Origin of the sequence: Fretibacterium fastidiosum, assembly GCF_000210715.1 — a bacterium.
Classification (GTDB): Bacteria; Synergistota; Synergistia; order Synergistales; family Aminobacteriaceae; genus Fretibacterium; species Fretibacterium fastidiosum.
In genome coordinates, this window is the sequence record NC_021038.1 from 2,690,569 (window position 1) to 2,693,794 (window position 3,226).

At 70.4% G+C, this 3,226-nt stretch carries 3 protein-coding genes; all 3 read left to right on the forward strand.

Annotated elements, in window-relative coordinates; all coding sequences use genetic code 11:
- Window positions 1–343 (forward strand): DUF58 domain-containing protein (locus SY1_RS12080; RefSeq protein ID WP_208873898.1); only part of this gene is annotated, 343 nt, incomplete at its 5' end.
- Window positions 340–2,325 carry a transglutaminase TgpA family protein gene (locus SY1_RS12085; RefSeq protein ID WP_015557195.1) on the forward strand — a complete coding sequence of 662 codons (1,986 nt, stop codon included), beginning with the start codon at window positions 340–342 and terminating at the stop codon, window positions 2,323–2,325. The genes SY1_RS12080 and SY1_RS12085, both read left to right, overlap by 4 nt.
- Window positions 2,326–2,412: 87 nt before the next feature.
- Window positions 2,413–3,226, forward strand: an 814-nt coding sequence (locus SY1_RS12090; protein WP_208873899.1) for a hypothetical protein, incomplete at its 3' end; no start/stop codon positions are given.

Consider the following 3,226-nt stretch of genomic DNA (forward strand, 5'->3'; position numbering starts at 1 on the left):
CCGGAGCGACGACGCCTCCGACGCAGCGGGGGTTAGGCCGTATCAGACGGGAGACCCCGTAAACCGCGTGCACTGGAAGATCACGGCCCGCACGGGGAAGCTGAGCACGCGCCTCCTTGAGGGGGAGGCGCCCGTGGGCCTGGTGATCGACCTGGACGGGTTGGTGCGGGACGGGCTGGAGCACGGCCTGTCCGCGGCGGCGGGACGGATCCTGCAGGCGGAGCGCGAAAGCGCACCCATCGGTATGATGGATCGGGGGACGCTTTTTCCGCCGGCCGCAGGCCGGCAGAACCGCCTCGCCCTCCTGCGGCGGCTGGCCCTCTACGAGGGGGCGGCGCGATGACGAGCCCTGCCGCGGTTGGCGTCCCCCGGACGCGCCCCATCCGGTTCTATCTGGACCTCCTGCTTCCAGTCTGCGGGCTGATGTGCTTCGCGATGGCGCGGGACGGCGTCAGCGCAGCTGCGGGCTGGGCCTTCCTGCTGGGCCTGGCGACAGTGGGAGCCGCCTCCTTTCTGGACCTGCCCCGGCCGCCGGGCTTCGTCATCTTCACGGCGACGCTCCTGCTGCTGATCCCCATCCTGGGGCAGATATCGCTGCGCTATGCGGCGGAGCCGCTGCTCGAGGCGACCCTTCTCCTGTTCCTCCTCCGCGTGTACGAGAAGCGCGGGCCGCGCGAGTACGTCCAGGTGGTCATCATCCTGCTGGCCGCCGTCGTCATCTACGCCGTCCTGTCCATCGAGCGCGTCTTCATGACGGTCTGCGTCGGCATGGGGCTTGCGGGCTCCATGATCCTGATGCTGTCGGCCTGGATGCGCCGGGAGCCGGATGCGCGCCTCGGCTGGAGCGACGTGAAAGGCCTTTTCGTCCGCGCCCTGGGCATGTTCCTCGTGATGCTGCCCCTGTGCCTCCTGCTCTTCTTCGCGGCGCCGCGCTTTCGAAGCCCCTTTCGCATCGCGCAGGGCGGGCTCGGCGCGACGACGGGTTTCTCGGATCAGCTCACCCTGGGGGACGTGGGCCAAATTCAGGAGAGCGGACGCCTGGCCTTTCGGGCGGAGGTGCGGGACATCGCGCCTCGAACGCCCTACTGGCGCGGCGTGGTGCTGTCCCTGTTCACCGGGGACACCTGGACTGTCAACCTGGCGGGGCGCCGCGGCGGCTGGGACGTCCCGACCTCCGGCGGGGGGAACCTGCGCTACTCGATCCAGCTGGAGCCCGGCGGACACCGCTGGCTGTTCACTTTGGACCGGCCGGTGGCCCTTTGGGGGACTGAGGCCCTGGACCTGGGCAACGGGACCTACGCGCGTCGCTCCTTCAATGGAGCGCGCTACGAGGCGGAGTCCGCCCTCGATCCGGCGGGCGGCGGCAGCTTGACGCCGCGGGACGAGGCCCTCTACCTTCAGCTGCCGGAGGGGTATTCCCCGGCCGTTCGCCGCCTTGCGGAGGAGATCGCGGGTGGGGCGGAGGAGGATCGGGAGAAGATGGAGGCCGTCATTGCGCGGCTGTCGGGCGGAGAGTACCGGTGGACGCTGAGGAGCCTGGCGCAGGGACGGAACGCGCTCGAGGACTTTCTGCTCCGTCTGAAGCGCGGCAACTGCGAGTACTTCGCGTCGGCAGCCGGTGTGATGCTGCGGATGCTGGGCGTCCCCGCCCGACTGGTGGGGGGCTACCGCGGCGGCGACTACAACCGCACCGGCGGCTTCTACTCGGTGAGGGACCTGAACGCTCACGTCTGGGTGGAGGCCTGGGATCGGTCGAGCCGCGCCTGGATTCGCCTGGACCCGACGCCGACGGCGCTGGAGGATGAAGCGGACGCGGCGGTCCTCGTCTCGGGCGGCGGTTGGGGCGAGTTCTGGGACTACCTGGACTATCAGTGGAACCGTTATTTCGTGGCCTATGGCGGCAGCCAGCAGGCGCAATGGGTTGGGGCGCTGCGCTCCCTCCTGAGGAACCCGCGCGCTGCCCTCCCCTCCATGGGAGGCTTTGCGGACGGTGCGGGGCGGGGGGCCTCTCGCGCAGCCTTCGCGCTGGGGGCGGCGGTCCTGGCGTTGGCCGGCGGCTGGGGGGTATGGCGCTACGCGCACCGCGACGAGCGGACCGCCCTGCTCCGCCGGTTTGATCGCCTCATGGCCCGTCGCGGCTTCGTGCGCTCCCCCTGCGTGGGGCTCCTGGAGTTTGCATGGGCCCTGCCGGAGCCGCTGAGGGCGAACGCTCTCGACTTCGCCCTGGGCCTCTCCGCCGTGTTCTACGGCGGGCGCGAGCTGGACGGGCCGCGCCGCGAGGCCCTGCTTCGGGCGCTGTCGGCCCTGTCCTCGGCAAGGGGTTGACGGCCGGGAGCGCAGGCTCCGGCATCAGGAATCGCGTGAGCGGGACCGCCCGCGCGGGCGGTCCCGACGGGAAGGAAGGGTGCTCTCATGGCAGACAGAGGGATCGACCCCGCCCGATCGAGGGCGGCGAAGGGTCCGGCGAACCTGGCGTCGGACGACGACCGTGGTCTCCACCGCCGCGTTCAGGAGTTGGAGCGGATGAGGGAGCGGTACGAACTCGACGCCGCAGCGTTTGAGGACCTGGATCGACTCTACCGGGGACTGGCGGACAGCGGAGCCTTTTTGTACGCCTTCGTGGACGTGAGGGGCGCGTTTCTGTTCATGAACCGCGGGATGCAGATCTTTCTGGGGCGGGACCCCGAAGGGGGCGCGCCGGTAAGCCTTCTGTCGCGCTGCCCCCTGGGACAGATCGAGACGATGCGCGGCCTGCTGCGCGACGCCATGAAAGAGCCCGTGGCCGCGGTGGTGCCCCTGGCGCGCCCGGATGGGACCGGAATCTGGATGGACACGGAGTTTTCCGCGATGGACGTCCGGGGCGAACCCGCCCTCCAGGTCGTCGGCGTGGACGTGACGGAGTGGGTGAACCTCCGGGAGCAGCCGGAGGACGGATGGGAGCGCGGCGAGTGGAGCCGCGTTCTGGACTGCTGTCCGGGGCTGCTCTGTTGCGTTGTGGATCGGGAGGGCACGCTGATCTACGCCTCTCAGGGGTACAGCGCCCTCGCCCTGCGGGTCCTGGGCCATCGCTGCGAGGTCGGGGCACACTACCCCCCGCTTCGGTCAGAGACGGACAAGTCCCTCCACGACGTCCTGGCGGCGGCCGCACTGGGTCAGACCAGCGGCGTGGAGATCGAAGAGCGCCACAGCGAGGGGGACCGGCTGTGGAGCTTCACTGCGGCGCCCC